29 protein-coding genes, 1 tRNA gene and 1 pseudogene are annotated in these 25,435 nt (G+C 68.4%); 22 read left to right on the plus strand and 9 right to left on the minus strand.

The features are described from left to right. The first annotated feature begins 11 nt into the window (after positions 1–11). From ILP86_RS02545 to ILP86_RS02555, 3 genes are all read left to right on the plus strand, one after another. A complete protein-coding gene (locus ILP86_RS02545) occupies positions 12–512 on the plus strand; it encodes an amino-acid N-acetyltransferase (protein ID WP_046747600.1) in 501 nt (166 codons plus the stop codon). A 71-nt stretch (positions 513–583) separates the two neighbouring features. After that, positions 584–1,234 carry a hypothetical protein gene (locus ILP86_RS02550; RefSeq protein WP_046747601.1) on the plus strand — a complete coding sequence of 217 codons (651 nt, stop codon included), beginning with the start codon at positions 584–586 and terminating at the stop codon, positions 1,232–1,234. Between the two features lie 374 nt (positions 1,235–1,608). Continuing rightward, a complete protein-coding gene (locus ILP86_RS02555) occupies positions 1,609–2,019 on the plus strand; it encodes a hypothetical protein (protein ID WP_046747602.1) in 411 nt (136 codons plus the stop codon). 80 nt (positions 2,020–2,099) lie between these two features. Here the strand turns inward: ILP86_RS02555 and radA are convergent, their stop codons facing one another. Then, positions 2,100–3,467: a DNA repair protein RadA gene (radA, locus tag ILP86_RS02560; RefSeq protein ID WP_058630739.1), complete on the minus strand. Its 1,368-nt coding sequence runs from the start codon at positions 3,465–3,467 to the stop codon at positions 2,100–2,102. Positions 3,468–3,567: 100 nt separating this feature from the next. Between radA and ILP86_RS02565 the strand changes: the two genes are divergently transcribed. From ILP86_RS02565 to cydC, 5 genes are read left to right on the plus strand one after another with little or no spacing between them, the layout of a single operon-like run. After that, positions 3,568–4,278, plus strand: a complete 711-nt coding sequence (locus tag ILP86_RS02565; protein ID WP_029259881.1) for a metalloregulator ArsR/SmtB family transcription factor — start codon at positions 3,568–3,570, stop codon at positions 4,276–4,278. After that, positions 4,265–5,680 carry a cytochrome ubiquinol oxidase subunit I gene (locus ILP86_RS02570; RefSeq protein ID WP_029259882.1) on the plus strand — a complete coding sequence of 472 codons (1,416 nt, stop codon included), beginning with the start codon at positions 4,265–4,267 and terminating at the stop codon, positions 5,678–5,680. The genes ILP86_RS02565 and ILP86_RS02570 overlap by 14 nt, the downstream gene beginning before the upstream one ends. Positions 5,681–5,694: 14 nt before the next feature. Next, entirely contained in the window at positions 5,695–6,723 is a 1,029-nt protein-coding gene (gene cydB / locus ILP86_RS02575) for a cytochrome d ubiquinol oxidase subunit II (protein WP_029259883.1), read from the plus strand. Next, positions 6,720–8,390, plus strand: coding sequence for a thiol reductant ABC exporter subunit CydD (gene cydD, locus ILP86_RS02580; RefSeq protein ID WP_193761292.1), 1,671 nt, complete (start codon positions 6,720–6,722; stop codon positions 8,388–8,390). The genes cydB and cydD overlap by 4 nt, the downstream gene beginning before the upstream one ends. Next, complete coding sequence (cydC, locus tag ILP86_RS02585; RefSeq protein ID WP_193761293.1) at positions 8,387–10,075, plus strand: thiol reductant ABC exporter subunit CydC; 1,689 nt, start codon at positions 8,387–8,389, stop codon at positions 10,073–10,075. Before cydD ends, cydC begins: the two co-directional genes overlap by 4 nt. Before the next feature lie 40 nt (positions 10,076–10,115). Here the strand turns inward: cydC and ILP86_RS02590 are convergent, their stop codons facing one another. After that, positions 10,116–10,892, minus strand: a complete 777-nt coding sequence (locus ILP86_RS02590; RefSeq protein ID WP_046747607.1) for a hypothetical protein — start codon at positions 10,890–10,892, stop codon at positions 10,116–10,118. Between the two features lie 128 nt (positions 10,893–11,020). Here ILP86_RS02590 and ILP86_RS02595 point away from each other — a divergent pair, with 128 nt between their 5' ends. The 3 genes and pseudogenes from ILP86_RS02595 to ILP86_RS19985 form a co-directional block, all read left to right on the plus strand. Further along, positions 11,021–12,067: a hypothetical protein gene (locus ILP86_RS02595; RefSeq protein ID WP_193761294.1), complete on the plus strand. Its 1,047-nt coding sequence runs from the start codon at positions 11,021–11,023 to the stop codon at positions 12,065–12,067. Positions 12,068–12,118: 51 nt separating this feature from the next. Further along, positions 12,119–12,209 (plus strand) — tRNA-Ser (locus tag ILP86_RS02600). A gap of 50 nt (positions 12,210–12,259) precedes the next feature. Beyond that, positions 12,260–12,418 (plus strand): annotated as a pseudogene (locus ILP86_RS19985) (hypothetical protein); the annotation flags it as partial. 66 nt (positions 12,419–12,484) lie between these two features. Here ILP86_RS19985 and ILP86_RS02605 read toward each other — a convergent pair. Both ILP86_RS02605 and ILP86_RS02610 read right to left on the minus strand, forming a co-directional pair. Continuing rightward, entirely contained in the window at positions 12,485–13,102 is a 618-nt protein-coding gene (locus ILP86_RS02605; RefSeq protein ID WP_141368508.1) for a hypothetical protein, read from the minus strand. Between the two features lie 278 nt (positions 13,103–13,380). Continuing rightward, positions 13,381–14,322 carry a LysR family transcriptional regulator gene (locus tag ILP86_RS02610; protein ID WP_046747612.1) on the minus strand — a complete coding sequence of 314 codons (942 nt, stop codon included), beginning with the start codon at positions 14,320–14,322 and terminating at the stop codon, positions 13,381–13,383. Positions 14,323–14,443: 121 nt separating this feature from the next. Here ILP86_RS02610 and ILP86_RS02615 point away from each other — a divergent pair, with 121 nt between their 5' ends. The 4 genes from ILP86_RS02615 to ILP86_RS02630 all read left to right on the plus strand — a co-directional run bounded on the left by ILP86_RS02615 (position 14,444) and on the right by ILP86_RS02630 (position 19,144). Beyond that, positions 14,444–15,448 (plus strand): DUF1852 domain-containing protein, encoded by a 1,005-nt coding sequence (locus ILP86_RS02615; RefSeq protein WP_193761982.1) that lies wholly within the window; start codon positions 14,444–14,446, stop codon positions 15,446–15,448. 20 nt (positions 15,449–15,468) lie between these two features. Next, positions 15,469–16,503 (plus strand): methionine synthase, encoded by a 1,035-nt coding sequence (locus tag ILP86_RS02620; RefSeq protein ID WP_058630749.1) that lies wholly within the window; start codon positions 15,469–15,471, stop codon positions 16,501–16,503. 141 nt (positions 16,504–16,644) lie between these two features. Next, on the plus strand, positions 16,645–17,394 hold the full coding sequence (locus ILP86_RS02625; protein WP_058630726.1) for a hypothetical protein: 750 nt from the start codon (positions 16,645–16,647) through the stop codon (positions 17,392–17,394). A 349-nt stretch (positions 17,395–17,743) separates the two neighbouring features. Beyond that, complete coding sequence (locus ILP86_RS02630; protein ID WP_061016278.1) at positions 17,744–19,144, plus strand: serine/threonine-protein kinase; 1,401 nt, start codon at positions 17,744–17,746, stop codon at positions 19,142–19,144. Positions 19,145–19,177: 33 nt separating this feature from the next. On the opposite strand, the gene ILP86_RS02635 is transcribed toward ILP86_RS02630, so the two are convergent. Beyond that, the gene (locus tag ILP86_RS02635) at positions 19,178–19,612 is read right to left on the minus strand and encodes a hypothetical protein (RefSeq protein WP_193761295.1); all 435 of its coding nucleotides are present in this window, start codon (positions 19,610–19,612) and stop codon (positions 19,178–19,180) included. A gap of 216 nt (positions 19,613–19,828) precedes the next feature. Here ILP86_RS02635 and ILP86_RS02640 point away from each other — a divergent pair, with 216 nt between their 5' ends. Further along, positions 19,829–20,167, plus strand: coding sequence for a hypothetical protein (locus tag ILP86_RS02640; protein ID WP_058630723.1), 339 nt, complete (start codon positions 19,829–19,831; stop codon positions 20,165–20,167). 68 nt (positions 20,168–20,235) lie between these two features. Here the strand turns inward: ILP86_RS02640 and ILP86_RS02645 are convergent, their stop codons facing one another. Further along, positions 20,236–20,385, minus strand: coding sequence for a hypothetical protein (locus ILP86_RS02645; RefSeq protein ID WP_164734118.1), 150 nt, complete (start codon positions 20,383–20,385; stop codon positions 20,236–20,238). 103 nt (positions 20,386–20,488) lie between these two features. On the opposite strand from ILP86_RS02645, the gene ILP86_RS02650 reads away from it, so the two are divergent. From ILP86_RS02650 to ILP86_RS02660, 3 genes are all read left to right on the plus strand, one after another. Beyond that, positions 20,489–21,019 (plus strand): hypothetical protein, encoded by a 531-nt coding sequence (locus ILP86_RS02650; protein ID WP_193761296.1) that lies wholly within the window; start codon positions 20,489–20,491, stop codon positions 21,017–21,019. Between the two features lie 65 nt (positions 21,020–21,084). Then, complete coding sequence (locus tag ILP86_RS02655; protein ID WP_046747619.1) at positions 21,085–21,381, plus strand: hypothetical protein; 297 nt, start codon at positions 21,085–21,087, stop codon at positions 21,379–21,381. A 36-nt stretch (positions 21,382–21,417) separates the two neighbouring features. Next, complete coding sequence (locus ILP86_RS02660; RefSeq protein WP_193761297.1) at positions 21,418–21,990, plus strand: hypothetical protein; 573 nt, start codon at positions 21,418–21,420, stop codon at positions 21,988–21,990. A 50-nt stretch (positions 21,991–22,040) separates the two neighbouring features. Here the strand turns inward: ILP86_RS02660 and ILP86_RS02665 are convergent, their stop codons facing one another. The 3 genes from ILP86_RS02665 to ILP86_RS02675 all read right to left on the minus strand — a co-directional run bounded on the left by ILP86_RS02665 (position 22,041) and on the right by ILP86_RS02675 (position 23,963). Further along, the gene (locus tag ILP86_RS02665) at positions 22,041–22,211 is read right to left on the minus strand and encodes a hypothetical protein (RefSeq protein ID WP_157543558.1); all 171 of its coding nucleotides are present in this window, start codon (positions 22,209–22,211) and stop codon (positions 22,041–22,043) included. 46 nt (positions 22,212–22,257) lie between these two features. Then, the gene (locus ILP86_RS02670) at positions 22,258–22,416 is read right to left on the minus strand and encodes a hypothetical protein (RefSeq protein ID WP_157543557.1); all 159 of its coding nucleotides are present in this window, start codon (positions 22,414–22,416) and stop codon (positions 22,258–22,260) included. 146 nt (positions 22,417–22,562) lie between these two features. Then, positions 22,563–23,963 carry a threonine/serine exporter ThrE family protein gene (locus ILP86_RS02675; RefSeq protein WP_058630719.1) on the minus strand — a complete coding sequence of 467 codons (1,401 nt, stop codon included), beginning with the start codon at positions 23,961–23,963 and terminating at the stop codon, positions 22,563–22,565. Positions 23,964–24,324: 361 nt separating this feature from the next. Here ILP86_RS02675 and ILP86_RS02680 point away from each other — a divergent pair, with 361 nt between their 5' ends. The 3 genes from ILP86_RS02680 to ILP86_RS02690 all read left to right on the plus strand — a co-directional run bounded on the left by ILP86_RS02680 (position 24,325) and on the right by ILP86_RS02690 (position 25,433). Further along, complete coding sequence (locus ILP86_RS02680; protein ID WP_058630718.1) at positions 24,325–24,675, plus strand: hypothetical protein; 351 nt, start codon at positions 24,325–24,327, stop codon at positions 24,673–24,675. A gap of 63 nt (positions 24,676–24,738) precedes the next feature. Then, entirely contained in the window at positions 24,739–24,993 is a 255-nt protein-coding gene (locus ILP86_RS02685) for a hypothetical protein (protein WP_193761298.1), read from the plus strand. Further along, positions 24,990–25,433: a BLUF domain-containing protein gene (locus ILP86_RS02690; protein WP_082682507.1), complete on the plus strand. Its 444-nt coding sequence runs from the start codon at positions 24,990–24,992 to the stop codon at positions 25,431–25,433. The genes ILP86_RS02685 and ILP86_RS02690 overlap by 4 nt, the downstream gene beginning before the upstream one ends. Positions 25,434–25,435: the final 2 nt, after the last annotated feature.

Below are 25,435 nucleotides of genomic sequence, written 5' to 3' on the forward strand. Positions count from 1 at the left end.
AGGCTTGTGGTGTGAGCGAGTACATCGTCCGTCCGGCGCGCAGCGCCGACATCGTCGGCATCCGTGACCTGCTGCAGCCGCTCGTCGAACAGCGCATCCTGCTCGGCAAAGACCTGGCGGTGCTGTACGGCGCGGTGCAGGAGTTCGTCGTCGCAGAGGCCGATGGCGTGCTGATCGGATGCGGTGCGCTGCACGTGTTCTGGGAAGACCTCGGCGAGGTGCGCACTCTGCTCGTGCGCGACGACTGGCTGCACCACGGTGTCGGGCGCGCGATCGTCGACCGTCTGGAGGAGAACGCCAAGACGCTCGGCCTGACCCGCCTGTTCTGCCTCACGTTCGAGGTCGACTTCTTCGGGCGGCGCGGTTACACCCCGATCGGCGAGCAGGTGGTCGACTCGGACGTGTACTCGCAGCTGTTGCGCAGCGGTGACGCGGGTGTGGAGGAGTTCCTCGACCTCGCCCACGTCAAGCCGAACACGCTCGGCAACACGCGCATGCTCAAGGTGCTCTGACCACGCACGTTCGTCCGCGTGTGCCGTGGGGCCTCCCAGGCTGAGCGCGGCGGATCGCTTAGCCTGGAGTCATGCCCCGTCGCTCTGCCGCCGTCTACCGTCGTCGGCGACTGGTCGTCATCCTCGGTCTCATCCTGGCCGTCGCCGCGATCGGCATCGGCGCCTGGTTGCTGATCGCCCGCCCGTGGGCCTCGGCCGACACGTCATCGACGCCGACGTCCACCCCCTCCACGTCGCCGTCACCGTCCGCGGGCGCGACGACCGAGGGGCAGTCGCCCTCTCCCGATCCCTCCTCCGAGCAGACGCCGGCGATCGTCGCCTGCGAGGCGGCGGACATCGAGGTCGCCGCCGTGACCGACGCCGAGAGCTATGCGCCCGGCGTTCTACCGAAGCTCTCGATCTCGCTGACCAACAAGGGCACGAAGGACTGCACGCTCGACGTCGGTTCCGCCACCCAGGCGTTCACGATCTCCAGCGGCTCGGACGAATGGTGGCGTTCGACCGACTGCCAGGAGAACCCGAGCAGCATGATCGCCACGCTCACGGCGGGTACCACGGTCACGAGCAAGGACCCCGTCACCTGGGATCGCACCCGGTCGAGTGTCGAGACCTGTGCCCAGGAGAATCGACAGCGAGCGCCTGGGGGCGGAGCCTCGTACCACGTCGAGGTATCCATCGGCGGTTTCACGAGCCCCTCGAGCGCGCAGATCCTGCTCTACTGAACGACGTCGCACCGACGACCGATCGCTGCGCAGCTCCGTCCCGCTGAGTTCGAAGCGATCTCAGACGGCGCCTTCGAAATCCGTCGTCGCTCGACGGGTATCGCACGAAATGGAGCGATGTCGCCTGCCTTCGCCGCACGATGCTGACATCCCCCACTCTTTGGGATACCATAGAAGCGACTCTCCGCATCTGCGGCAACAAGCCATCCCCAGTGGCGTCGAACTACAGCGTCCCCAGCGCTTCGACATCGCCGCACGAGAGTCCGAGGGCCCTCTCGAGTACCCCAGTCCCCAATGTGGGACTCGAGAGGGCCCCAATCGTCTCCGCTGTCGGATCGGCACTCTGCGCCCGGCGCTCTGCATAAGCTGGATGCATGGCAGCGAAGAAGGCGAAGTCCGGAAAGAACAAGCCGGCACCCGAGGATTTCCGTTCGGACGCTCTGGCGCAGGCTCTGGAGAAGCAGGATGTCGCTGCGGTCGCGCTCGCCCTCCGGCACGGCACCACGATCGTCCCGCTCATCAAGCCCGGCGCGCGGGACAACCCTCTCGACAGCGGCGAGGTGTGGACGTATCGCGACCCGAACACCGGTGACCTCGCCCTGCTGCTCTTCAGCGACGCGAAGAACAAGCCTGCCAACCTGCCTCCAGGAGTGGGCATCTACAGCGCGGACTGGCTGCGGAAGTTCCTCGCGGCGCACCCGATCACGACGGTGTTCCTCGATATCGCCGGACCGCACCCGATGCAGGCCGATCCCGCTGAGCTGCTCAAGGCGCTCGACGCCTGACACGCGACGTCAGACACACGGCGTCAGACCCTCCATGCCTGACCTTCGACGTCAAAACCGCGACGCGGAAGCGCGGGCGGTCAGAACGGGGGGATGTCGCGGTCGGATCGGCGTGAGGTGTTGCGCGCGCGCACATCGCTCAGCGCGGCTCGGAGCGTCTTCGAACGATCGTCGACCACCTGCTCATAGCCGAGGCGCGCGGCCTCGGAGCGTCGCTGGGCCGCCTGCGTGACCGGCCTGATCTCCCCGGCGAGGCTCAGCTCGCCCACCGCCGCGACCGTGCGCGGAACCGAGATCTGCTGGATGGAACCCGCCACGGCGATGGCGATCGCGAGGTCGGCCGCGGGTTCGGTGAAGCGCACACCGCCGACCGTGGACACGTAGACGTCGAGGCTGCCGGTCGCGATGCCGGCTCTCTTCTCGAGGATGGCCAGCACCATGGCGACCCGCGAAGAGTCGACGCCGTGCACGATGCGGCGCGGGTTCGGGGCGTTGCTCGGCACCGTGAGCGCCTGCACCTCGACGGGAAGGGCGCGTCGACCCTCGAGCGAGATCGCCACGCACGTGCCTGGCTCGGTCGCCCCCTGCGAGAGGAAGAGCCCTGAGGGGTCTGGCACCTCGGCGATGCCGTCGCCGGTCATCTCGAAGCAGCCCACCTCGTCGGTCGGACCGAAGCGGTTCTTGAGCGCGCGGACGAAGCGCAGCGAGGTCTGCCGGTCGCCCTCGAAGTGACACACCACGTCGACGAGGTGCTCGAGCACACGGGGCCCCGCGACCTGACCGTCTTTTGTCACGTGGCCGACGATGATGATCGGCAGGTCGCGATCCTTGGCGATGCGGATCAGTGTGGCAGCCACCTCTCGCACCTGGCTGGGCTGCCCGGCGGCGCCGTCGATCAGGGACGACGAGACGGTCTGCACCGAGTCGACGATCACGAGCTGCGGCTTGACCTCGTCGATGTGGCCGAGGATGGTCGCCAGATCGGTCTCGCTCGCGAGATACAGCTCGTCGTGCAGCGCGCCAGTGCGCTCGGCGCGCAGGCGCACCTGACCGGGGGATTCCTCGGCGCTCGCGTAGAGCACACGGCGTCCGCCGCGAGCCGCCTGCGCTGCCACCTCGAGCAGAAGCGTGGACTTGCCGACGCCGGGTTCACCGCTGAGCAGGATCGCCGCCCCCGGCACGATGCCGCCGCCGAGGACACGGTCGAACTCGCCGACGCCGCTCGAGCGACGCGGTGCATCCTGCGTCGTGATCTGCGTGATGGGCCGGGCGGCACGGTCGGCCGTCGGCGCGACCGGCCCCACCCGACGGAGGATGCCGGTCTGCGCTGCCTGCTCCTGCACCGTTCCCCACTGCTGGCACTCGCCGCAGCGTCCGACCCACTTGGCGGTGGTCCACCCGCATTCCGTGCACACGTACGCAGGAGGAGCGGGTTTCCGGGTGGCCATGCCCCCAGGCTATCGCCGGCATCAGACATCCCTATCGGCCAGGTGTTTATTCACGGCCCATCCTCTCGGCAAACTCGCAGTGTCGCGGGATACTGGGTTCATGGCCAACGGCGGGCCCGTCTGCGGGCCGATCTCGAGCTACTCCCGGGTGCAGATCCTGCACTTGCTCTTCGAAGCGGGAAGTTCGCAGACCCGGGGCGAGCTCTCCATCACCCAGCTGTGCGAAGCCACAGGGCTGCACCCCAACACGATCCGCGAGCACCTACAGCGCCTGATCGAGGGCGGCTACGTGATCCCCACGATCGAGCACCGCACGACGCGGGGCCGACCGCGCACGCTGTACAGCGCGGCGACCGGAGCGCCAGGGGCCTCCAGTCCCGTGGCCCGAGACAAGGCGAAGGCGGCCGCCCGCCGTGGCGACCTGATGCGGAGCATGCTCCCCGACGCGGCGTCCGGACTCGGTCGCGAAGCCACCTATCAGCTCGATGCGCTCGTCGAGCACCTGGAGGAGAGCGGCTTCGAGCCCGTGCTCGACGACCGCAGTCTCACGGTCGACCTCAGTCCGTGCCCGCACGCCGCCGGACGGTCGGAAGACCGCCCGATGCTGTGCCGCGTGCACCTGGAACTCATGCAAGGCGTCCTGAACGAGGCAGGCGGACCACTCGAAGCCGAGTGCGTGCGCGACGCTGTCCTCCCGTCGGACTGCACCGTGCAGCTGCGCGACACCACCGCGCCGCTGGTCGAGGGAACGCTGCGTCACAGCACGAAGCAGCGGCACCACAGAACAGGAGTCGTGCATGGAATGGCTTGATCCGCTCGCTCTGGCCCGATGGCAATTCGGCCTGACGACCGTCTACCACTACCTCTTCGTGCCGCTCACGATCGGCATGGCGCTGGTCGCGGCGATCTTCCAGACCGCGTGGGTGCGCACCGGCAAGGTGCAGTACCTGCACCTGACCCGCTTCTTCGGGAAGATCTTCCTGATCAACTTCGCCATGGGCGTCGTCACCGGCATCGTGCAGGAGTTCCAGTTCGGCATGAACTGGTCCGACTACTCCCGCTTCGTCGGTGACGTGTTCGGCGCCCCGCTCGCCTTCGAGGGCCTGCTGGCCTTCTTCTTCGAGGCGACCTTCATCGGCCTCTGGATCTTCGGCTGGGACAAGCTCCCGCAGAAGCTGCACCTCGCCACGATCTGGTGCGTCTCGATCGGCAGCATCCTGTCGGCGTACTTCATCATCGCCGCCAACGCCTTCATGCAGAACCCCGTCGGGTACACGTTCAACGAGGCGACCAACCGCGCCGAGCTGACCGACTTCTGGGCGCTGCTGACCAACCCCGTCGCGCTCGCCGCGTTCCCGCACACGATCTTCGGTGCGTTCATGTTCGCCGCCGGTGTCGTGATCTCGGTCTCGGCCTGGCACCTCTCGCGCGGCCAGCACTTCGACACCATGCGCATCTCGCTCAAGTTCGGGCTGTGGGCCATGATCGTCTCGACCGCGGGCGTCGTGCTCACGGGCGACCAGCTGGGCCTCGCGATGTACGCCGCGCAGCCCATGAAGATGGCGGCGGCCGAGGCCACGTTCAACACGGTCTGCGGTCCCGATGCCTCGTTCAGCATCTTCACGCTCGGCACCCCGGACGGCAGCTCCGAACTGTTCTCCATCCGCGTGCCGTATCTGCTCTCGCTGCTGTCGACACACACCCTCGACGCGTGTGTGCACGGCATCAACGATCTGAACGCCGAGTACGCGCAGACCTACGCCGCCACCGGTCTGACCGACTTCGCCCCGGTGCTGTGGATCACGTACTGGGCCTTCCGCTGGATGATCGGCCTGGGCATCGCCGCGGCGCTCGTCGCCGTCGCGGGCCTCTGGGTCACCCGCAAGGGCGCCAAGAAGCCGGTCGCACCGTGGATGTGGAAGGTCGCCATCTGGTCGTTCCCGCTCGCGCTGGCCGCCAACATCATGGGCTGGGTCTTCACCGAGATGGGCAGACAGCCCTGGATCGTGTTCGGGCTGATGACGACGCAGGACGGTGTCTCGCCGGGCGTCAGCGGGCTCGAGGTGCTGATATCGCTCATCGCGTTCACCGCGATCTATGCGGCGCTCGCCGTCGTGGAGATCCGCCTCATCATCCGGGCCGCCCAGAAGGGGCCCGACACCGAAGAGAAGCCGCATGACGAGACGGCCCAGCTGCCGTCGGTCGTCTACTGAGAGGGAGGAGCATCATGGATCTCGCAACACTCTGGTTCTTCATCGTCGCCTTCTTCTTCGTCGGCTACTTCGTCCTGGACGGCTTCGATTTCGGAGTCGGCATGTCCCTGCCGTTCCTCGGCAAGAACGACGTCTCGCGCCGACAGGTCATCAACACGATCGGCCCGGTCTGGGATCTCAACGAGACCTGGGTCATCGTGGCCGGCGCCGTGCTGTTCGCGTCGTTCCCCGAGTGGTACGCCACGCTGTTCAGCGGCTTCTATCTGCCGCTGCTGCTGATCCTGCTCGCGCTGATCCTGCGCGGTGTCTCGTTCGAGTACCGGCACCAGCGCGACAGCGCGAAGTGGAAGGCCGGCTTCGACCGGATGATCGTGATCGGCTCTGTCGTTCCCGCGCTGCTGTGGGGTGTGGCGTTCGGCAACATCGTGCAGGGCGTCGCGATCGACGAGAACCACATCTTCGTCGGCGGCTTCTTCTCCCTGCTGAACCCCTACGCACTGCTGGTGGGCGTCACCACGCTGCTGCTCTTCTTCCTGCACGGGGTGCTGTTCGTGGCACTCAAGACCGATGGTCAGGTGCATGAGGATGCGCAGAAGCTCGCGAAGAAGGCCGCCATCCCGACGATCCTCGTCGCAGCCGCGACGGTGATCTGGACGGTCGCGATCGCGATGGGCCGCGAGGCTCCGTTGCTCTGGCTGGTCATCGCAGCCGGTGCGCTCGCGGCGGTCAGCCTGATCGCGGCGGTCGGCTTCTCGCTCGTCCGTCGCGACGGGTGGGCGTTCTTCGCCGGCATGCTCACGGTCATGTTCGCCGTGGTCATGCTGTTCTCCGCCCTGTTCCCGTACGTGATGCCGTCGACGATCGACCCGGCCTACAGCCTCACGATCGCCAACGCCTCGAGCACCCCGTACACGCTGCAGATCATGAGCTGGACGGCCCTGATCGCGATGCCGCTCGTGCTCGCGTACCAGGCGTGGACCTACTGGGTGTTCCGCAAGCGCGTCACCCGGAAATCCATCGAGGGGGCTCCGGCGCACGCGTGAAACCCGTCGATCCGAGACTGCTGCGATACGCGGGTGCCGCGAGGGGTTTCCTCGCGGCATCCGCGTTGATCGGCGTCGTCCAGACGGCGGTCACGATCGTCTTCGCGTGGCTGCTGACCGACGCGATCACGGGTGCGCTCGCGGGGCGTGACGTCGCCTCGTCGCTGCTCTGGCTGCTGCTCACGGCTCTGCTGCGCGGCCTGCTCATCGCGGCCTCGGATGCCGCGGGCACACGGGCGGCCGCCAAGACGGGGATGCAGCTGCGCACGGCGCTCGTGGCTGCGGTCGGGAGGCTCGGGCCAGGGTGGCTCGCGCAGCGCAATCAGACGGCGCTCGCGGTCACGGCCGGTCACGGGCTCGAAGCTCTCGACGCCTACTTCGCCCGGTACATCCCGCAGCTCGTGCTGACCGTGATCGCGACGCCGGTGCTCGTCGCGGTCATGTGGTGGCAGGACTGGCCGAGCGGACTCACCGCAGTGATCACGCTGCCGCTGATCCCGTTGTTCCTCATCCTGATCGGCATGGCGACCCGCACCGTGCAGACCCGGCAGTGGCAGACGCTGCAGCGCCTCGCGGCACGCTTCGCCGACACGGTGCAGGGGCTGTCGACGCTGCGACTGTTCGGACGCGACCGGCGTGCGGCCGACCGCATCGAGGTCACCGCCGACGAGTACCGCCGCGAGACCATGAAGGTGCTGCGGTTCTCGTTCCTGTCCGGCTTCGCGATGGAGTTGCTGGCCTCGATCGCGGTGGCCCTGATCGCGGTGTCGGTCGGCTTCCGGCTGCTGTCGGGCGATCTGACCCTCGAGGTGGGGCTGTTCGTGCTGCTGCTCGCTCCCGAGGCGTTCCTGCCCATCCGGCAGGTGGGGGTGCAGTTCCACGCGGCGGCCGAGGGGGTCGCGGCGACGGAGGACGTGTTCGAGGTGCTCGATGCGGCGGGGGAGCGCGCGCGGATGCAGGAGCGTTCGACGGATGTCGGAGGAATCGCCGCCGAAACCCCCGGCATCCGTGAATCGGTCATGCATGTGGACACCACCGTGGAACCGGCGAACGGCGGAAACCTCGTGGTCGAGGGTCTGCGGGTGCGCGACCTGCCGCCCGTGTCGTTCGCAGCCGGGCCGGGGACCATCACCGTCATCGAGGGGCCGAGCGGGTCGGGGAAGTCGTCGCTGCTGGCGGCACTCCGGGGCGCTGTCGAGTTCGAGGGGACGGCGTTCTACGGCGGCGCGGACGTGCGGGGGATCGCGCCGTCGGTGTGGCTCGCCTGGGCCGGACAGGCACCTGGACTGACGCGCGGGACAGTGGCGGCGAATGTCACCCTCGGTGATCCTGAGCCGGACGCAGGTCGGGTGCGCGCTGCGCTCGACGACGCCTGCGCCGAGGGGATCGACCCCGCGCTGGAGCTCGGCGTGCAGGGGGCGGGACTGTCGGGCGGGCAGGCGCAGCGGGTGGCCGTCGCCCGCGCCCTGTATCGCCAGGCAACGGCGTCCGGACGGGTGCTCGCACTCGATGAGCCGTCGAGTGCGCTCGACCCCGAGACCGAGGACCGGCTGTGGCGATCGTTGCGCGAGAAGGCGGATGCCGGGGCGACGATCCTCCTCGTCTCCCACCGTCGGACCGCACGGGAGATCGCGGATCAGATCGTGGCGCTGGGGGTGAACGCATGACTGCACCCCGCACAACCGATGCCGCGCATTCCCGCGGTCACCGGGTCGGCGCCATCCTGCGACTCGCGCAGCCGCCACTCGGCCGCTTCGTACCGGGACTGATCTGGGGTCTGCTCTCGGCCGCCGCCGCCGTGAGTCTGCTCGCGGTCAGCGGGTGGCTGATCGTGAGCGCCTCGATCGTCGATTCGCTGGTGCCGCTGTCGATCGCCGTCGTCGGTGTGCGCTTCTTCGCCGTCTCGCGCGCGGTCACCCGCTATCTGGAGCGCCTGAGCGGACACGATGCCGCGCTGCGTCAGCTCGCCTCGACTCGTGCCGACATGGTGCGCCGGCTGATCCCTCTGTCGCCGGCGGGACTCGGCTCGACGGACCGCGGGCAGGTGCTCGCAGCTCTCGTGGACGACGTCGAGAACCTGCAGAACCTGCCGCTGCGAGTGGTGCAGCCGCTCGGTGTGGCGGCGCTCGTCGCGGTCGGAGCGGTGGGCTTCCTCGCGTTCGTCTCGCCCCCGGCCGCCCTCGCTCTCGCGGTCTGCCTCCTGGCCGCCGCGGCTGCAGCGATCGGACTCGGTTGGGCGTTCGGCTCGCACGCCGAAGCACGGGTCTCGGAGCGTCGGGCAGAGCTCTCCGCAGCTCTCGTCGACTACCTCGGGAGCCTCGACGTGCTCATCGCCTACGGGGCGGAGCAACAGGCGCGGGCGCGGATCACCGCCGCCGATGCGGCTCTGCGACGCGTGGTCGACCGTGCCTCCCTCGCTCAGGCCGTCGCGGCGGGTGTCGTGTCCGCCGTGGCCGGGGCGGCATCGGTCTGGGCGCTCGCCGTGGCGGCTCCGGGCCTTGCGGACGGCTCGATCGACGGTCCGTGGCTGGCCGTGGCGGTGCTCGTGCCGATGGTGGTCTTCGAGGTGTTCGGAGCGGTGCCGATCGCTGCGGCGTCATGGCGGAGCGTGCGCGCGAGCGCCGGGCGCATCGTCGACGTGCTCCCGGAGCGGATGCCGGAGGAGTTGCGTTCCGACGAGGGGGATGACGTGGAGTTCGCGCGCACTCCCGAGCTGCATCTGCGCGGCGTCAGGGCGACCTGGCCCGGCGGCACGCCCGCGCTGAAGGGAGTCGACCTCGACCTCCGCGCCGGTGAGCGCGTGCTGGTCGCGGGACCGAGTGGGGCGGGCAAGAGCTCGCTCGCGGCGACCCTGGTCGGCTTCCTGCGCGTGGAGGGCGAGTATCTGGTGGGTGGTCGCGACGCCGCAGAGCTCTCGGGCCCGGCGCTGCGACGCGTGATCGGACTGTGCGAGCAGAGCCCTCAGCTGTTCGACGAGGACATCCGCCAGAATCTGCTCTTCGCGCGCGACTCCGCCTCGGACGAGGAGCTGCTGGCGATGCTCGACCGGGTCGGACTCGGTCACTGGGTGCGGGAGCGCGGGGGCCTCGATGCGAGGGTGGGTGACCGCGGCGCGCTGGTGTCCGGCGGTCAGGCGCAGCGGATCTCGCTCGCCAGGGCGCTGCTGCGCGGCTTCCCCGTGCTGGTGCTCGACGAGCCGACGGCGGGCGTCGATCCTGAGGCATCGGATGCCCTGCTGCGCGATCTGCTGCTGGCCGCGGGGGAGCAGTCGGTGCTGCTGATCTCGCACGTGGCGCCGCCGGCGGGGACGGTCGACCGCGTGGTGCGGATCCACGACGGCCGCACGGTCTGACACCGTTGGCTCCGTGCGGGGAGACCCGCCGGCCGACGTCTCAGACGTTCATGTCCACGGGCGGTTCCATCACGATGCCCTGTGCTTCGAACGCGCGACGGCGCTCTTCGATGCGGCGATGCAGCTCGATCTGGGCGGCGTCGACGAACCGGGGATCGAGGTCGACGGTCTTGGGGTGCGGGTCGCCGTGATTGGCGGCGATGTACGCGTCGAGCTCGGGGCCGCTGGTCCACGAGGTGATGAGGGCGTACCGCGGTGCCGTGCCGCGGTGCCAGACCGCGTGCCAGAAGCGCTGCGTGTCGACGATGATGCGGGAGCCGGCGCGCAGCGGCAGGCGGATCTCGGTCGCGGGGTCGAAGCGGTCGGAGCGCAGGATCAGCATCGACTCGGTGTCGTCGGAGAGGTTGAAGAACCCGCGCACGACCCAGCCGGTGCCCTCTTCGTTGAGGCGGTTGTTGTCGTCCTGGTGCAGGTTGTAGATCGCGTCGGCGTACTCGTTGGGCTGCAGCTCGATCACGCGGCATCGGCCGATGCCCGCGCCCGGTTCCTGGGCCCGGCGCTGGAGCGTCGGGGCGATCGCGACCTGCGAGTCGACCCAGACACCGTCCTTGTCGGTGCGCGGCGGGGTGTGGTTCCAGAAGCCGTTGCAGTCGACGTCGCCGGCATAGCTGGTGAGCGGGGCGAAGCGCGTGATGCCGGAGGAGCGCCAACCGACGTACTCGAGGCCCAGCCATTCAGCGGGATCGGTGGCGGAGGTGTGGTCGTCGAGCACGACGTAGCCGGTGTCGGCCAGTGCCTCGGACGTGATGAAGCCCATGATGGAACCTTCCCGTCATCGCTGCCCCCACAGGCGGCGGGTTGTAAGGCCATCCTAACTCGATCATCCCCGTCCTGGCGGAGCCGCTGCCGGGGAAAACACCGCCGACCCGCCGATATTCTGGGGGCATGACTCAGCCGCAGGGTGCCCTCCTCGTGGGCAGCGTGAACTACGACGACGCCGAGACCACGATTCGCACCGCCGCGGAGACGCTCGGCACTCGACTCCGCCGCATCCCGGACGGCGAGGTCGGCAAGCGGTTCCACTGGATCATGTTCCAGCCCGACGTGATCGGTCGGGCCGAGGGCATCGAGCGCATCGGCGATGAACCCATCCCGTTCCCCGCCGGCATCGATGCCCGGGGTCTGCGCATCGGCGAGGGCGTGGATGCCTCGGCCATCGAGCTGCCGCCGCTCGGCTACGCAGCCGCCGCGATCGAGTCGTATGCGGTGTTCGAGCGACTGCGCGCCGAGGGTGCGGTTCCGGCGGAGGTGCGGTTCCAGGTGTCGTTGCCCACGCCGCTCGCCGTGATCGCCTCGTTCTTCCACGGCGATGATCGCGGCGCCATCGAGCCCGTCTACACCGCCGCGATCCTGCGCGAGCTCGAGGAGATCCTGGCCGCCATCCCGCACGAAGACCTCGCCGTGCAGTGGGACGTCGCCAGCGAGATGGGCATCATCGAGCGCGCGGCCGGGTACGGATCCGTGATGGAGGCCTGGTGGCCCGGCGAGCCGTTCGCCGGACTGGTCGCACGGCTGGCCGCCCTGGTCGACGCGGTGCCCGCCGACGTCGAGGTGGGCGTGCACCTCTGCTACGGCGACGCGGGGGAGAAGCACTTCTTCGAGCCGCGCGACGCGGCGAACCTGGTCCGGTATGCGAACGCCGTCGTGGCCGCATCCGCGCGTCCGCTCACCTGGCTGCACCTCCCCGTGCCGATCGACCACGACGACGAGGCCTACTTCGCCCCGCTCACCGACCTCGCACCGGTCGACGAGCTGTACCTGGGGCTCGTGCACCGGGAGGACGGTGTCGAGGGTGCCGCACGTCGCATCGCCGCCGCTGCTCCGTTCGTCTCCGCGTTCGGGGTCGCGACGGAATGCGGCATCGGCCGCGCACCCGCCGGATCGACCGAGGGCATCCTGCACACGCACGCCGAGGTCGCCAGCACCTGGTGAGCTGCTGCTCTCGATTCGCGTGGACGCCCCGCGTCGCGTAAGCTGTTCCGCGGTGACGTGTCCGAGCGGCCGAAGGTGCAACTCTCGAAAAGTTGTGTAGGGTAACCCCCTACCGTGGGTTCAAATCCCACCGTCACCGCCACCACGAAGGCCCCGACTCCCTTGTAAACACTGGGATGCGGGGCCTTCGTCATGTGCGGTGATCGGTCTGCGGTAACGCAGCAAGGGCGTCTCCGCGGATATCTGTTGGCAGGACGTGACGCGGCAAACTGCGATCTGTGCGGCCGACGGCTGCCTACGTCGCTGCTAGTGGCAGCCCACATCGTGCCGCGGTCTGTTTCCGACGAGGACCACCGGAAGGACTTCGCAGCGATCGCGATGCTCGCCTGCAACCTGGGGTGCGACGAGCCGTTCGAGCTATCGTCCCGCTGTCACATTCGCGAGACTCTCGGCGAGCTCCTCCGCGCCTTCAGAGACATCGAGCGCGGTGTGACGAGGGAGCTCCCCGTCCTCGCCGCGAGCGTAGAACGCGGCCAGGAGCGCGATGATGTTCGGGTACTTTCCCTCGGGTCCGTCCCACTGTGATGCATACTGCGAGTTGCCGACCAGGCGGCCGGTGCAGACCAACACCCGAACGAGGATCTGCTCGACTTCGGCGATCGAGGGTGCGGGCCCGGTCTTCAGTCGTTCGAGCACCGGGAGGACGGAGCGACCCTCCCACTGGATGTCCTGCTGGAGGATCGCCTGGGGGTCGAAGGTCGCTGGGTCGTAGTGGAAGCTGTGCCGCACCCCGTCGTTCTCCGTAATGAGCGCCGAAAAGCCGACCCCGATTCGATCGATGTAGCCCTCTGCGGCGATGCGCACTTCGTCCCGGCTGCGCTGAGCCGAGGCGGCGGTACCGATGTAGAGGATGTCGCGGTCGGGAGCGGCATAGATGTAGGTGTTCTCGGGGTGAGCCTCGTCGGCACGCACCAGCGCGATGCCGGCGCCGCGGGCGATCGCGACGAGATCATCGACCTTCATGAGTTTGACCATGGTGTCACTGCTTCCTGTGGGTGATCATTCGCCGGAGTCATGCGTGACTATCGGCGCGATCGCCCGTGTGGGAAGCCATGCACGAGGGGTGCCGCAGTCGGTGCAGGAGCGTGACCCGGGAATCTGCCCGAGCTCTTACCTCCTTCGATGCCGGCGACGAAAGGCACAGTCCGATGCCGAAGGGGGCGAGTGGTGATGCTCCGGGCGCTCGACGCCGCCTTCGGGCTTCACTGATCCGCCGCTCCGGGAGGGGGATGGGCGATGAGGGGTGATGGCTCTCAGCCGAGCAGTTCCACGCCGAACTCGGAGACGACGGCGCGCAGTTCGGCGAGGTAGCGCTGTGCCTGCTCGGTGAGCGGGATCGCCGAGTGGCCGATCCAGCCGATCTCGATGTTCTCGTCGACGTCGAGCGGGATGGCGACGATCTCGGGGTCGAGGTCGTCGCTGATGATGCCGGTCGAGATGGTGTAGCCGTCGAGGCCGATCATCAGGTTGAAGATGGTCGCGCGGTCGGAGACGCGGATGTCCTGCGGGCTCGAGAGGGTGGAGAGGATCTCCTCGGCGAAGTAGAAGGAGTTGTTCGCGCCCTGGTCGAACGTGAGCCTCGGCACGTCGGCGAGATCGGCGAGCGTTACGCGCTTCCGCGCGGCGAGGGGGTTCTTGCGGGAGATGAAGATGTGCGGGTCTGCGACGAAGAGCGGGTGGAAGGCGAGCCCGGAGTCGCGGAGCAGCTTGTCGATCACGTTGCGGTTGAAGTCGTTTCGATAGAGGATCCCCAGCTCGCTGCGGAGGGTGCGGACGTCTTCGATGATGTCCCAGGTGCGCGTCTCGCGCAGGGAGAACTCGTACTCGGTCGCCGCGGTCGCCTTCACCATCCGCACGAGGGCGTCGACAGCGAACGAATAGTGCTGGGTCGAGACGCCGAGGAGTCGTCGGGACGGCGGACGACCGAGGTAGCGCTGCTCCAGGAGCGCCACCTGCTCGACGACCTGCCGGGCGTACCCGAGGAACTCGACACCATCGGTGGTGAGCGTCACGCCCCGGGCGGAGCGGATCAGGAGTTCGCGCCCCACTCTGCCCTCGAGATCCTTCATCGCCGCGGACAGTGTGGGCTGGGCGACATAGAGCAGGTCGGCGGCGGCACTGATCGATCCCTCCGCGGCGACTTCGATGTAATAGGTGAGCTGCTGGAGGGTGATGCCGTTCGAACGCTTGGCCATAGGTTCAACCTATGCCACGGCATAGTCGACGCGCATTACCCGATGGGCCCTTGCAGTCGTCATCATGGAGAAACCCCCGATCGAGGCCGAGCCCGGCCGATCTTCCACCGATTGGCCGCTCATGGCATCCGAATTCACGTTCCGCATCACGACGACCCGATTCGACGAGGACTACTCGCCGTCCGACGACTCGCGCATCACCACGAACTTCGCCAATCTGGCGCGCGGCGAGCACCGTCAGCAGAACCTCCGCAACGCCCTGACGATGATCGACCGGCGGTTCAACGATCTGGCGCACTGGGACAACCCGAGCCGCGATCGCTACACGCTCGAACTCGAGATCGTCTCGGTCGCGATCCAATTCGCCACGGAGGGGGAGGATCGGGAGTTCCCTCTTCTCGAGGTGCTGGAGGTGACCATCGTCGATCGGTCGACGGGCGCGCGCACTCAGGGCATCGTGGGCAACAACTTCTCGTCGTACATCCGCGACTTCGACTTCAGCGTGCGGTTGCCGGCGGCCACCGCGGCCGCGGGAGGCTTCACCGTTCCCGACGACTTCGGCGACCTGCACGGCAAGCTCTTCCAGCACTTCCTCGACTCCGAGGCGTACCGGGAGCGGTTCACGCTGTCGCCCGTCATCTGCATCAGCGTCTCGACGAGCAAGACGTACCGTCGCACCGAGAACCACCACCCGATCCTCGGTGTCGAGTACGAGCAGAAGGACGGCTCGCTGACCGACGAGTACTTCGGCAAGATGGGCCTCTCGGTCCGCTACTTCATGCCGCGAGGCAGCGTCGCCCCGCTGGCGTTCTACTTCCGCGGGGATCTGCTCAGCGACTACACGAACCTCCAGCTCATCGGCACGATCAGCACGATGGAGACCTTCCAGAAGATCTATCGACCGGAGATCTACAACGCGAACTCCGAGGCCGCGAGCATCTACCGGCCGACCCTGGAGCAGCAGGACTACTCGGTGACCAAGATCGCCTACGACCGGGAGGAGCGCAGCCGGCTCGCGGCCGAGCAGGGGCGGTACGCCGACGCGCATCTGATGACCCCGCACGGCGAGCTCCTCGAGAGGTGGGCCGTCGGCCGTTCCGCAGACTCGCTGGTGTCCGTCGGATGACGAACGGACGAGCCCCGATCATGCCCGAGATCCTTCCCACCTCCATCGTCGGCAGCCTGCCGAAGCCTTCCTGGCTGGCCGAGCCCGAGACGCTCTGGTCCCCGTGGAAGCTGGAGGGCGATGCCCTGGTGGAGGGCGTGCAGGACGCGCTTCGCCTCACTGTGCACGAGCAGCGTCAGGCCGGCATCGACATCATCAGCGACGGGGAGCAGTCGCGCCAGCACTTCGTCACGACGTTCATCGAGCACCTCTCCGGTGTCGACTTCGACCAGCGGGAGACCGTGCGGATCCGCGACCGGTACGACGCCAGCGTGCCCACCGTGGTCGGTGCCGTGAGCCGCGAGAAGCCCGTGTTCGTCGAGGACGCGAAGTTCCTCCGCCAGCAGACCGACCAGCCCATCAAGTGGGCTCTGCCCGGTCCGATGACGATGATCGACACGCTCTACGACCGTCACTACAAGAGTCGCGAGAAGCTGGCGTGGGAGTTCGCGACGATCTTGAATCAGGAGGCGAAGGAGCTCGAGGCGGCCGGGGTGGACATCATCCAGTTCGACGAGCCGGCCTTCAACGTGTTCTTCGACGACGTGCAGGACTGGGGCGTGGCCGTGCTCGAACGCGCAGCCGAGGGTCTGCGCGCGGAGACCGTGGTGCACATCTGTTACGGGTACGGGATCAAGGCGAACACCGACTGGAAGGCGACCCTCGGCTCGGAGTGGCGGCAGTACGAGAAGTCGTTCCCGCTTCTGCAGCAGTCGAGCATCGACACCGTCTCGCTGGAGAGTCACCACTCGCACGTGCCCCTGGACCTCATCGAGCTCATCCGGGGCAAGAAGGTCATGCTCGGAGCCATCGATGTGGCGAGCCCCATCATCGAGACTCCGGAGGAGGTCGCCGATACCCTGCGGAACGCCCTCCGCTTCGTTGACGCGGACAAGCTCGTGCCGAGCACGAACTGCGGGTTGGCGCCGTTGTCGCGTGACGTCGCCCGCGGCAAGCTGCGGGCGCTCAGCGCAGGTACTGCTCTCCTTCGTGAGGAGCTCGGCTCCGCGCTCTGATAGCCTCGAGCTTCCGTGCAGCAACCTGAGGAGGTGGTACCCGTGAACGAACTCACGTCGGTGCTCCTCCAGGGAGACACGGTCGGGCGATAGGTCGTCCGGGAGCGCCGCTTCTTCGCCGCACTCCCGAGAGGTACGACCATGCATTTCACTTCACGACGAATCCTCGACGACCGCGTCACCGAGCGCACGTTCACACTCGGCGACGTCTCCGGCATCCTGTGGACGCCGCCCGCCGCAACGCCGACCGCTCCCGTCCCGCTCATCCTCATGGGCCAGCCCGGCGGCATCGGCATGCGGCGCATGTATCCGAGACTGGTCGCGCGTGCCCGCAACGCCAGCGCGCAGGGCTTCGCCGCCGCGACTATCGAGTTGCCGGGGGCAGGCGAACGCGCTCCACTGCCCGGCGCCGAGCTCGCCAGGGCCGACCTCGTTCGAGCGATCACCGCGGGAGAGAAGCCTTCCGCGGATGTCGTGGACCGGCTGATCCTCCCTCTGGTCGACCGGGCTGTTCCCGAATGGCAGGCGACGCTCGACGAGTCCCTCGAGCTTCCGGAGATCGGCGACCGGGTCGCGTTCTCCGGAGGGGTGATCGCGATCGGCACCCGCCTCGCCGCGATGGATGCACGCATCGTGGCCGCCGGACTCTTCGCCGGCAGCTACGTTCCACGCTCGACGATGGCAGAGGCCCGACGGGTGACGATCCCGCTGCACGTGCTGCTCCAGTGGGACGACGAGGGCAACGACCGCCAGATGGCACTCGACCTGTTCGATGCATTCGGCTCGACGGAGAAGACGCTGTACGCCAACATGGGCGGACACACCGGAGTGCCGGCGTTCGCCGGGGAGGACGCCGCCCGGTTCTTCGCCCGTCACCTCGGGGGTGCGTGAGGGCAGGAGGCCGAGTGATCTGACCGGGGCGCGGAGGCGAGGCGCTCGCCGAGGGGGAGGGATCCGGCGAACGCCCCGTCTGCACCCGATGCCTGCGAGCGCGGCCCCCCACGATCTCGCGCTACGACCGGAGCACGATCAGGATGCGCCTGATGGAGCCGGAATGCAATGCGCTTCCGCGTTTAACGGCACAGTCTGGACAAAAGTCACTGCCGAGAACCCCACGACCGTGGCGCCGGATCCGTCCGGACGGTTCCCGCTCCTGTCAAGGCCCGATACGTCGAGGACGGATCATCCTAAAGTCATCGAATGCCGCCCTTGACCCGACGGGTGGCAGGAGGACTCGCCGATGACCGAAGACTCTGCGCCCACCGACTCTGCGCCCACGCAAGAGCTGCTGGGCGGGCGCTATCAGCTGCGGGAGTGCGTCGGACAGGGCGGAATGGCCCGCGTGTACCGCGCCGACGATGTCCTGCTCGGCCGGACAGTGGCGATCAAGCTGCTGAACGGGGGGAGCGAGGGCGTTCCGTCCGAACGCGCGCGCAGCGAGATGACGCTGCTGGCCTCGCTCAACCACCCCGCGATGGTCACGCTCTACGACGCCCAACTGGTGCCGGGCAAAGCCGAGTACCTGGTGATGGAGTTCGTCGACGGCCCGACCCTCTCCGCCCGCATCGCCCAGGGCCCCGTGCCGCCGACCGACGTGGCCATGATCGCCGCGGATCTCGCCGAAGCGCTGCATGTGGTGCACGGTGCCGGCGTGGTGCACCGCGATGTGAAGCCGTCGAACGTGCTACTCTCGCCCACCTCGCTTCCGGGGAGCCGTTCGGGCGCGAAGCTCGCCGACTTCGGTATCTCCGTGCTCGTCGATGATGCCCGGCTGACGTCGCCCGGTGTCGTGATCGGCACTGCTGCGTACCTCGCCCCCGAGCAACTCCGGGGCGCGCCTCCTGCTCCGGCGGCCGACATCTACTCCCTGGGACTCGTGCTGCTGGAGGCGCTCACCGGGAAGCGGGCGTTCGGCCAGGCGGAGGGGATCGGTGCGGCGATGGCACGTCTGATCGAGGTCCCTGAGGTGCCGAGATCCGTGGGTCCGCAGTGGGCGGATCTGCTGACCCGGATGGTGGCGATCGCGCCCGAGGACCGGCCCAGTGCTGCTGCCGTGTTCGCCGCGGCGTCCATGCTCGCGTCTGCGCCGGCCATCCCGCCTCGCCCTCCCGTGCCGGTGATCGCCCCTCCGGTCCCGGCCATGAGCGCCGCTTCCGCTGCCAGCACCGCACCGACACTGCTCCTCTCCTCGAAGCCTTCGGACCGTGTGGTGCCCACGCGTCGCCCGACGCGACGGTGGGGAGTGATCGGCACCGCCGCTGCCGCGGTCGTCGCCGCCTCCGTGCTCGTGGGGGTGTGGGCGGCAGGTCAAGGGTTCGGAGACACCGGCGACCTGGAGACCGGCGATGTCGATTCCGTCGTCACCGAGCAGACGCCGGGAAGCTCGCCCTCGCCGGATCCGACACCGGATCAGGCTGACGCGCAGCAGGACACCTCCGGGACTGTCGTCCCCGTCGTCCCGGCTGAGAACACGCAGCCGACACACGTCGATCAGGTCGTCGATCAGACGAAGGACGAGCGCAAGGCGGCGGAGCAGGCGGCCAAGGACGAGCGCAAGGCGCAGGAGGAAGCCCAGAAGAAGGCCGACAAGGAGCAGGAGAGGGCGGACAAGGAGCAGGAGAAGCGGGACGCGAAGAAGTAGTGCTGCCCGACCCGATCGGCCCACCCGACCCGATCAGCCCGCGGCGGCGCGCTCCCCGTCGGAGTTCGGCGCCCAGCCGTACCAGCCGCCGTCCGTGGCCATCACGGCCCAGTCGCCGCAGACGAAGACGGTCTTCGCCTTGTACGGATCGGGGGCGCCGTCGAGCGTCCAGGACGGCGCCGACTGCCGCTCGACCTCGGTGCAGGCATCGGCGAGGTCGGAAGCGCTGGTGAGGAGGATGACCGCGTCCTCGGCCTTCTCGACCGTCGAGGTGCGCACGGTGATCTGCGAGGAGTCTGCGGGAATCCAGTCCGCGTCGACCTCCGCCCCCTTCGCGAAAGCGGCCGCATCGTCGAAGGTGGAGGTGGACTGCTTGTGGACGATGCTGTCGAAGGCAGAGCATCCGCTGAGGGAGAGTGCGCCCACGACGATCAGGGCGGAGGCGGCGAGAAGCGGTCGTACGTTCATGCCCCCAGCCTCGCGGCTGTGACGCCCTCGCGGCATCCCTCGCGCGAGGTATCGGCGTACCTCGGACGGATGACTCGTGGGTCGTGTCGTGAGTCGTTCCGCGACGCTCGACGGTCCGGATGTCCCCCATGTGTGCGATGCTGGAGAGGACCACTCAGCGATCATCTCGGTCGCGCCTCTGGCACGGGTTCCCGTGGCGAAACAGAGGAGCGCCTCATGGGCAGGTTCATCTATGAAGGCGACGTCAAGACCGAGATCGAGGATCGTGCGCTGACGCACATCCAGCTCGTCATGACCGCGAAACTCCGTCGAGGCGAGCCGTTCGGTTTCAGCTGGAAGGAAGACGTCAGCATCGGCGGCGGACGCACGACCGTCTGGGTGCATGGCGGCAGCGCGCTCGTCTTCAAGTACAGCGGGAGTCGTCAGCCCTCGATCAATCGCGAGTGGATCGAAGCGCTTGCTTTCACCGCGAACTCGCCGAGCGGTCTGTATCTCGTGCCAGAGCCGGTGGACGCCGGGCCCCGCGAGCCGAACCGGGTGCTCGAGCGGGCCTGACCCAGAACGACGCATCCGCCCACGGTCGATTCGGCCGCGAACGGATGCGTTCGTCATCTGCCGGGCGTTCAGCCGCCGGACGGGTTCTCGAGCGGTTTCCCGTTCTCGTCGGTGGTCTCGTCCTCGAGCACCTCTTCGGTGTCCGGAGCGCCTCCCGATGCGGTGTCCGCCTCCTCATCGGGGCCGGGCGTACCCTGGGTGTTCTTCGGATCGCTCATGCTTCTCTCCTCTCGTCGGGACTGGCGACGGTAGTCCTCGGAGTCGATCGACATCAGGGGGTTGACCGGCCACGGGTGCAGGGGTGCTGATAATCTGCGGGCCATGCAGCCAGCCGAGGACGAGCGCACATCGCCGGGGGGAGAGTCGGCCGACCTCGTCACCGCCTCGATCAAGGAGCGGATCTACGCCACCTTCACCGGCCTCGCCATCGTGCTCGTTCAGGCCTCGAACGTCGAGCACACCAGCGCCGCGCGGGCGAGCATCACCCTTCTCGTCGGCATCGTCGCGATCGCGGTGGCCGGGTTCGTGGCAGAGCTCCTTGCCCACCTGGCCGTGCACGCGACCTTCCCTGATCGGCGGGAGTTCGGGCGGATGCTCCGCCTCACGAGCACGGCGATCGCCTCGGCGGCGATCCCGCTCCTCGTCCTCCTCCTCGCGGTGTTCGACTGGGTCGGGTTGGGCACCGCTCTCACGATCGCTTCGGTCGTCTACGTCGCCATCCTCGGATTGATCGGGTACGTCGCCGTCCGTCGCACCCGAGCGCCCTGGTGGAAGCAGGTGATCGCGCTGGGGATCCTGATCGCCCTCGGCGGGCTGGCCATCCTCATCCAGCAGCTCGCCCACGGGCACTGAGGGCTCTGCTCTCGCGTCGAGCGCCGGAACCCGAGAAATGTCCTGCTCCGGAGTAATCTCAGAGGATGGGAACTCTCGAGTACAACAGCTCTCGTCCTCCGATCAAGGTCGACGACGCGACGTTGGCGCACCTGAAGATCGTCATCGGCACCAAGCTGCGTCGACACGAGAGTTTCATGATGACGTGGCTGCCCGAGGAGAAGAACCCCGCCGGCCGTCTCACCATCTGGATGCACCCCGCCATCCCTCTGATCCTCGCGTTCGACGGCGCGACGATGCCCGAGATCGACACCAAGCGGATCGAGCGCATGATGGAGCACCTCAACGCGCGTGGTGAGCTCGTCCTCGACCAGCTCGGCTGAACACGTCCGCTCGTCCCGCTTCCCTATAGTGGGGTCATGCGACGTCGCTCCGCCCTGGCCCTCGGTCTGTCCGCCGTCCTTCTGTTGACGGGGTGCGCCTCCGCTGTGGGCGACGGCTCCGCCGCGCCCACGTCCGAACCCACCGCCACGCAGAGCGCACCGCCCGCGGGAGTCGACGCAGCAGCCGAGGAGCAGGCACAGGCCTGGCTGGATGCGGCCGTCGTGCCGCCGGGGGCTGTGCGCGTGACCGAGAAGCCGGTCTCGTTCGGCTCCTACCAGGGGTGGCCGTGCCAGCCGGTCGCCCAGCTCGAGGGCTACTGGACCGTGGCCGACTCGACGGTTGCAGGGGCTGCGAACTGGTTGCGAGAGAACCCGACAGCGGATCTCGTCAGCACGGCATCGGGCATGGCGTGGCCCGAGGATCCGAACCTCGACGGCGTGCTCATCGGCTACATCCCCGCCGACGAATCGCAGCAGGGCGTCGTCTACGCCGTCGCGAAGATGGACTCGGGCGTCGCGATCCGGGCGGAGGTCGCGGCCCTCAGCGCTTCGGCGACGTGTCCTTCCCTCGCGCCCGGAGAGATGCTGGGCAAGCCGGGACAAGGCTGAGCGCCCCCGCGGAAGTCCGCGAAGGCGCTCCTCTCACCTGCTGAAGGCCGTCAGTCTTTGCCGGGGTTCTCGGCGTCGGTGCTGTCGTCCGTGCCGGCGTCCTTGTCCGTCGGCGGCACGGTCGGCGGGGTTCCCTTGCCGTCCTCGGCCCCGAGGTTGTCGTTGTCCTCTGGCCCGGGAGAGGGCTCGGTGCTGATGTCGTTCCGGTCGTTCGTGCTCACGGGAGCCTCCTTGGTCGCTGTGGGTTCTCGACGCGCGTCGACGTTCTCAGGGCAGGTCTTCGACGTCGATGCCGTCCTCGTCGGTGTCCTCGTCCTCGTCGGTGTCGTCGTCGTCGATGTCGTCGTCGGTCGATGGCATGTCCGGGTCGATGCCCTGGGCTTCGACCTCGGGGGTGTCGTCTGAGTGGTGCTGGGGATCTGACATGCGGTTCTCCGATCGATCAGTGGGCTGGTCGACCAGTGTCGCCTGACTTCCGTGCGGTCCGTCTGCCCGTTGACAGGTGGGCGCCCGCGAGCGGACAATCCCGGTTGCAGCTCGGCGGGCGTGCGCTCGGGGGAAAGGGGGCGGGGTCAGCGGCGGGTGCGGGCTCGGGTCTTCGCGACGCTGGCGAGGGTGGCGCGGACGGGGGTTCCGAGGTAGAGGCCGAGCGAGGCACCGGAGGCCAGACCGATCCCGATCACGGCCGCATCGATGAGGGAACCGCCGGCGAGCAGCATCCCCGTCGACGTGCCCGCCGCGTGGACCATCTCGAGCAGGCCCTGGAACACGGCCACTCCGGGAACGAGCGGCACGATCGCCGCCGTGGTCACCGCGACCGAGGGGACATGCAGGTTTCGCGCGATCAGCATCCCGAGGAAGCTCGCCAGCAGCGCGCCCACCGCGCTCGCCGCCGCGGGGTGCAGGTTCAGCGCCACCGATCCCGTGTAGCCCGCGAGGGTCACGGCGCTCAGGAGCGCGCTGACCAGGATGATCCGGATGCCGGCGCCGTTGAACACCGCGACGGCGACCGCGATGATGATCGCACCGGCGAACTGGTTCACGGGTGGCCCGAACGGTGCGGGGTCGTCCGGGAGGTCCATCGTGAAGCCCAGGACGCCGCCGAGTTCGAGGCCGACGAGGATGCCGATCACCACGCCGAGGGTCTGCATGGTCAGATCCAGGATGCGCCCGCCTGCGGTGAGGGCGAAGCCGTCGATCGCATCCTGTGCCGCGCCGACCACCGTGAGACCGGCGAGCATCAGCACGATGCCCGAGGCCACGATGATCGATGGGCGGATGCCGACGAACGGCTCGATCCCCGCGGTGCCGAGCGCCGAGACCACCACGGCCACGATCGTCGTCACCAGGCCTCCCGCGATCTGGCTGAAGAACAGGGGGACGCGGAGTCGCGCGAGCCCGGCCTGGGTCAGGGCTGCGCACAGCGCGGCGACGAATGTGAGTCCGACGATGATCGGTGCGGCACCGAGCATGATGCTGACCCCGACCGCGAGCAGAGCGCGCGCGACGATCACGACTGGCTGCTGGTAGCGGAACGGCACACGCCGGATGGCGCGGAACGTGGTGCGGGCGGATTCGAGGTCGAGGCCGCCGTCGATGTCGGCGACCAGGGCCTGCACACGCTGCAGCTTCGCGTGATCGGGCGCGGTCACCCGCACCACCCGCACCAGGGTCTCGGGCCAGACCTCGCCGCTCAGGTGGAACGACACCGTGATGGAGTTGTACGTGACGTCGACCTGCACGCCGCGCATCCCGTAGGCGTCGCACACCCGCGTGATCGCGAGCGTGACCTCGTGCGCGGAGGCGCCGACGGCGAACATCGACTCTCCGATGCGCGTCGCGAGGTCGAGCACGCGGGGGACCGTGCGCTCGTCGATGACGGGCATGGCCTCGGTGTGCGCGACCGCTGACGGATCGGTGTGCAACAGGCGACGTACGGAGGAGAGCAGCGGCCGGCGGGAGTTCGCGGACATATGGTCCATTCTCTCGCCGGTGCCGCCGATCGCGGGGAAGACTGTCCGGTCCTCCGCGACCCGAACGCGGAGGACCGGCGAGATCGAGTGAGCGGGTGCGTATGCGCACCGGCCCCCGAGCCGCCGCCCGGACCCGAGAGAGAATCCGAGCACGCCGCCGGTTCGACCGGCGTAGAGCGCTGAAGCGACTCTTCGCTTCGGCCACGATACGCGGGAGCCGCGGCAACACTGCCATCGGACACCCTCCCTTGACGGAAACCCCGACGCGCTGGTAGCGACGCGGTGGGCATGGTTAGCGTTCGAGAGGGCCACGATGCAACCCCCTTGGGTGTGCTGCGCCGATCGTGGCACCGTCGTGGATATGAAACTCGTGTCCTATGCAGGCCAACAGGTGGTCACGACCGATGACGTCGCCGACGCGCTCGTCGCGCTCGCCGCCGCCATCGCGAGCGAAGGCGAGTCGGCGGCGCTCCGGCTCCCGATCGTCATCGATGGGAAGAAGGATTCCGCCGATCTGATCGTCGGCGTCGGCAACGACCTCCTGGTCGGGCCGCAGACCTCCGACGGCGACGATCCGGACTTCTCCGACGAGGCAGCGGAGATCCGACGCCACCCCCTCTTCCCCCAGCGCGCCACCGGGGATGAGGATGAGGATGATGAGATCGGGATCGCGTCGATCGACTTCGACATCGACCACGGGGCACGTGCGTAGCGCACCGACGCGACCGCTGTAAAGGGGAGCGCGTAACGGATACCGTGCGCCTAGTCTGCTGAGGTGCCGAACTCCGCCCTGCCCGATCCCGACGTCCTCTGGGCGTGCGTCGAGGAGGGCTTCCATGTCGGGAGCCGTCGCGGCGACTTCCTCGGATACATCGACAGGCAGCCGGACGGCGGGTATCGCGCGTTCGATGCTCGATCACGGTCGCTCGGCGACTTCCCGACGCTGCGGGCAGCGACCGCCGCGGTCGAGCAGCCGACAGACGCGGCATCGTCCGAGATCCTCGACGGCGAGCAGGGGGCCACGCTGTGAGCTCGGCTTCGGCCACCGGTCTGGTGTCGCTCGTCTACACCAGCACGGCGTCACAGCCGTTCAGGGAGACCGCGCTCGAGCAGCTGCTCGCCGTGTGTCGTCGCCTCAACGACGGGCGCGGCATCACCGGCATGCTCCTTCACAGAGACGGTCGCTTCATCCAGGTGCTGGAGGGGCAGGCGGACACGATCGCCGGCCTCGTCGACACCATCCGCCGTGATTCCCGGCACCGCGACCTGCGCGTGCTCCTGACGCAGTCGATCACCGAGCGCCGCTTTCCGGACTGGACCATGGGGTATCGCGCCCTGCACGTCGGCGAGAGCCGCCCTTCGGGCTTCCGGGACTCGTTCGCCGACCTGGACGCCGGTGCAGACGTCGACACCACGCTCAGGGCACTGAACGAGCTCACCCTGTGGTTCCGGGTACGGGCGCGCGACTGAGC

Source organism: Microbacterium sp. R1 (genome assembly GCF_015159725.1).
GTDB classification, from domain to species: Bacteria; Actinomycetota; Actinomycetes; order Actinomycetales; family Microbacteriaceae; genus Microbacterium; species Microbacterium oxydans.

Bases quoted from the DNA above. Each gene is read 5' to 3' on its own strand.
- ILP86_RS02550 (WP_046747601.1), top strand. From the start codon at position 584: ATGCCCCGTCGCTCTGCCGCCGTCTACCGTCGTCGGCGACTGGTCGTC.
- ILP86_RS02555 (WP_046747602.1), top strand. From the start codon at position 1,609: ATGGCAGCGAAGAAGGCGAAGTCCGGAAAGAACAAGCCGGCACCCGAG.
- radA (WP_058630739.1), bottom strand. From the start codon at position 3,467: ATGGCCACCCGGAAACCCGCTCCTCCTGCGTACGTGTGCACGGAATGC.
- ILP86_RS02565 (WP_029259881.1), top strand. From the start codon at position 3,568: ATGGCCAACGGCGGGCCCGTCTGCGGGCCGATCTCGAGCTACTCCCGG.
- ILP86_RS02570 (WP_029259882.1), top strand. From the start codon at position 4,265: ATGGAATGGCTTGATCCGCTCGCTCTGGCCCGATGGCAATTCGGCCTG.
- cydB (WP_029259883.1), top strand. From the start codon at position 5,695: ATGGATCTCGCAACACTCTGGTTCTTCATCGTCGCCTTCTTCTTCGTC.
- cydC (WP_193761293.1), top strand. From the start codon at position 8,387: ATGACTGCACCCCGCACAACCGATGCCGCGCATTCCCGCGGTCACCGG.
- ILP86_RS02590 (WP_046747607.1), bottom strand. From the start codon at position 10,892: ATGGGCTTCATCACGTCCGAGGCACTGGCCGACACCGGCTACGTCGTG.
- ILP86_RS02595 (WP_193761294.1), top strand. From the start codon at position 11,021: ATGACTCAGCCGCAGGGTGCCCTCCTCGTGGGCAGCGTGAACTACGAC.
- ILP86_RS02605 (WP_141368508.1), bottom strand. From the start codon at position 13,102: ATGGTCAAACTCATGAAGGTCGATGATCTCGTCGCGATCGCCCGCGGC.
- ILP86_RS02610 (WP_046747612.1), bottom strand. From the start codon at position 14,322: ATGGCCAAGCGTTCGAACGGCATCACCCTCCAGCAGCTCACCTATTAC.
- ILP86_RS02615 (WP_193761982.1), top strand. From the start codon at position 14,444: ATGGCATCCGAATTCACGTTCCGCATCACGACGACCCGATTCGACGAG.
- ILP86_RS02620 (WP_058630749.1), top strand. From the start codon at position 15,469: ATGCCCGAGATCCTTCCCACCTCCATCGTCGGCAGCCTGCCGAAGCCT.
- ILP86_RS02625 (WP_058630726.1), top strand. From the start codon at position 16,645: ATGCATTTCACTTCACGACGAATCCTCGACGACCGCGTCACCGAGCGC.
- ILP86_RS02630 (WP_061016278.1), top strand. From the start codon at position 17,744: ATGACCGAAGACTCTGCGCCCACCGACTCTGCGCCCACGCAAGAGCTG.
- ILP86_RS02635 (WP_193761295.1), bottom strand. From the start codon at position 19,612: ATGAACGTACGACCGCTTCTCGCCGCCTCCGCCCTGATCGTCGTGGGC.
- ILP86_RS02640 (WP_058630723.1), top strand. From the start codon at position 19,829: ATGGGCAGGTTCATCTATGAAGGCGACGTCAAGACCGAGATCGAGGAT.
- ILP86_RS02645 (WP_164734118.1), bottom strand. From the start codon at position 20,385: ATGAGCGATCCGAAGAACACCCAGGGTACGCCCGGCCCCGATGAGGAG.
- ILP86_RS02650 (WP_193761296.1), top strand. From the start codon at position 20,489: ATGCAGCCAGCCGAGGACGAGCGCACATCGCCGGGGGGAGAGTCGGCC.
- ILP86_RS02655 (WP_046747619.1), top strand. From the start codon at position 21,085: ATGGGAACTCTCGAGTACAACAGCTCTCGTCCTCCGATCAAGGTCGAC.
- ILP86_RS02660 (WP_193761297.1), top strand. From the start codon at position 21,418: ATGCGACGTCGCTCCGCCCTGGCCCTCGGTCTGTCCGCCGTCCTTCTG.
- ILP86_RS02670 (WP_157543557.1), bottom strand. From the start codon at position 22,416: ATGTCAGATCCCCAGCACCACTCAGACGACACCCCCGAGGTCGAAGCC.
- ILP86_RS02675 (WP_058630719.1), bottom strand. From the start codon at position 23,963: ATGTCCGCGAACTCCCGCCGGCCGCTGCTCTCCTCCGTACGTCGCCTG.
- ILP86_RS02680 (WP_058630718.1), top strand. From the start codon at position 24,325: ATGAAACTCGTGTCCTATGCAGGCCAACAGGTGGTCACGACCGATGAC.